Source organism: Achromobacter sp., assembly GCF_036567245.1.
Lineage (GTDB): Bacteria > Pseudomonadota > Gammaproteobacteria > Burkholderiales > Burkholderiaceae_B > Achromobacter.
The window spans coordinates 1-2,809 of sequence record NZ_DATCUY010000711.1; the positions used below are offsets into that span (position 1 = coordinate 1).

Annotated in this window: 4 protein-coding genes; all 4 read left to right on the plus strand. The window is 67.9% G+C overall.

The window, feature by feature from the left end; translation table 11 throughout:
* Positions 1-771, plus strand: a 771-nt coding sequence (locus tag VIR09_RS30710; RefSeq protein WP_332016306.1) for a 3,4-dihydroxy-2-butanone-4-phosphate synthase, incomplete at its 5' end; no start/stop codon positions are given.
* A 10-nt stretch (positions 772-781) separates the two neighbouring features.
* On the plus strand, positions 782-1,312 hold the full coding sequence (ribH, locus tag VIR09_RS30715; RefSeq protein WP_006391339.1) for a 6,7-dimethyl-8-ribityllumazine synthase: 531 nt from the start codon (positions 782-784) through the stop codon (positions 1,310-1,312).
* Complete coding sequence (gene nusB / locus VIR09_RS30720; protein ID WP_332016307.1) at positions 1,281-1,775, plus strand: transcription antitermination factor NusB; 495 nt, start codon at positions 1,281-1,283, stop codon at positions 1,773-1,775. The genes ribH and nusB overlap by 32 nt, the downstream gene beginning before the upstream one ends.
* 219 nt (positions 1,776-1,994) lie before the next feature.
* The coding region (gene thiL / locus VIR09_RS30725) for a thiamine-phosphate kinase (protein ID WP_332016308.1) at positions 1,995-2,809 on the plus strand (815 nt) is incomplete at its 3' end.

Here is a 2,809-nt window from a genome sequence, read left to right on the forward strand (position 1 = left end):
CTGGTCCAGCCCGGCCACATCTTCCCGGTGCGCGCGGTGCCCGGCGGGGTGCTGGTGCGCGCCGGCCACACCGAGGCAGGCTGCGACCTGACCGCCATGGCCGGCCTGACGCCCGCCGCCGTGATCTGCGAAATCCTCAAGCCGGACGGCACCATGGCCCGTCTGCCGGACCTGGTGCAGTTCGCCCGCGAGCACGGCCTGAAGATCGGCACCATCGCCGACCTGATCCAGTACCGCAGCGAACACGAATCCATCGTCAAGCGCGTGGGCAAGCGCCCCATGCAGACGGCCTGGGGCGAATTCGAGGCCGTGGCCTACGAAGACGCCGCCACCGGCTCCGCCCATTTGGCGCTGGTGCATGGTAACGTGACTCCCGATGCCGAGACGCTGGTGCGGGTGCATGAGCCAGCCTCCGTGCTGGACGTGCTGGACACCGGCGCCAGCCCGCACAGCTGGGGCGTGGCGCAAGCCCTGCAGGCCATCGCGGCCGCCCCGGCGGGAGTGCTCGTTTTGATGAATTGCCAATCGTCCACTGAACACCTGTTTGGCCAGATCGCTGGTTGGAACGACCCGAAGGCCCAGGCGAACCCCGCCAACGCCGACCGTTACGGCCTGCGTACCTACGGGATAGGCGCCCAGATTCTGCGCGACTTGAACGTGGGCCAGATGAAGCTGCTGGCCCGGCCGCGCAAGATGCCCAGCATGGCGGGCTTCTCGCTCACCATTACGGGTTACGATTGCGACCCTCCGAATACTCCCGCAACACACTGAAGGCCGACATATGAACCCTTACATCCTTACCCCCGACCTGAACGGCGAAGGGCTGCACATCGGCATCGTACGCGCCCGCTTCAATGAGGAAATCGGCCAGGCCGAACTCGAAGCGTGCCTGAAGGAACTGGCCGAACTGGGCGTGGACGAGCGCGACGTGATGGTCGCCACCGTTCCGGGCGCCCTGGAACTGGGCGTGGCCCTGTCCCACATGGCCGAAACGTTTGAATTCGACGCCCTGATCGCGCTGGGCGCGGTCATCCGCGGCGAGACCTATCACTTTGAAGTGGTCAGCAATGAAATGGCCACTGCAATCACCCGTATTTCCCTGGAAACCGGCATCCCCGTCGCCAATGGCGTGCTGACCGTCGACACCGACGAGCAGGCGCAGGCGCGCGCCGCCGGCAAGGGCCGCGATTGCGCCCAGGTGGCCGTTGAAATGGCCAACCTGGTGGCGGCCCTGGAACCCGAGGAAGAAGACGAAGACGACGAAGACGAGGACGAAGATTTTGACGACGAAGAAGACGACGACCAGCGCTGATAGCGCGGCGCAAGCCCGCGCCAACGCGCGCAGCGCGCGCCGCCGTGCACGCGAATTCGCCCTGCAGGGCGTGTACGCGTGGCTGCTGCGCGGCGGCGAAGGCACGCAGGACGCCGGCGAGATCGACGCCCATCTGCGCGACACCGAGGATTTTTCCGAGGCCGACGCGCAGTGGTTCAAGACCTTGCTGCATGGCGTGCTGCGTGAAGCGCCCGCGCTGCGCGAGCGTTTCACGCCCTATGTCGACCGTCCGCTGGCCGAGCTGTCGCCTGTCGAGCATGGCATCCTGCTGATCGGCAGCTTCGAACTGATTCATCACGTCGAAGTGCCGTACAAGGTCGCCATCAATGAAGCCGTCGAACTGGCCAAGTCGTTCGGCGGCACCGACGGCTTCAAGTTCGTCAACGGCGTGCTGGACAAGCTGGCGGCCGACGTCCGGGCGAACGAGGTCAACAAGAGGTAACCCCCCCGAAGCGCTGCGCGCTTCCCCCCCAGGGGGGCGCCGCTGCGGACCGGCGGAGCCGGATCCGCGCGGCCCGGATTGGGGGGCACCTGTTTCTTGCCATGCGAGGAGTGGGTTGAGGGTTCTTCCTGGTTGTGCGGGGGCGCCGCATGATTTGTGGGGGTAGCAAGCCCCCGTGGAATTCAATGCCGGCCTACCGTGCCGGACTGCGGAGTTGCCTTGGCGTCCGAATTTGATTTGATCGCGCGCTATTTCACCCGCGCGGCGCCAGCCGGCCTGCTGGGCGTGGGCGATGATTGCGCCCTGTTCCCGGTCCCACCCGGCGAGCAGGTGGCCACCAGCACGGACCTGCTGCTGGAAGGCCGCCATTTCTTTCCCGACGTGGATCCGAAGTCGCTGGGGCACAAGGCCCTGGCGGTGAACCTGTCCGACCTGGCCGCCATGGGCGCGCGCCCCATCGGTTGCGTGCTGGGCCTGGCCTTGCCGCGGCTGGACGAGGCCTGGCTGGCGGCGTTCGCCGAAGGTTTCCATGCGCTGGCTGCCGCTCACGGCTGCCCGCTGATCGGCGGCGACACCACGCGCAGCGCGCACGATCTTGCCATCAGCGTCACCGTGTTCGGCGCCGTGCCGGCCGGATTGGCCTTGCGCCGGGACGGCGCGAAGGCGGGCGATGACATCTGGGTGTCGGGCGAGCTGGGGGCGGCCGACGTCGCCTACCGCCTGCTGGACGGGCAGTACCCCGCCGATCCGGCGCTGCTCGCGGCGACCCGCGACGCGCTGGAATGGCCTGATCCGCAGGTGTCGCTGGGCCTGGCGCTGCGCGGTATTGCGCATGCGGCCATCGATATCTCCGATGGCCTGCTGCAGGACCTGGGCCACATCCTGGCCGCCAGCCGCGTGGGCGCCACGCTGCACTACGCTCAACTGCCCGTGGCATCCGCCCTGGCGCCCCTGGCACAAGCGCCGCTGCGCCGCGCGGTGCTGGGTGGCGGTGACGTCTACCAGCTTTGCTTCACCGCGCCCACCTCGCGGCG

What these genes read in the sequence shown, in the direction of transcription:
- ribH (WP_006391339.1), top strand. Translation starts at nt 782, where the DNA reads ATGAACCCTTACATCCTTACCCCCGACCTGAACGGCGAAGGGCTGCAC.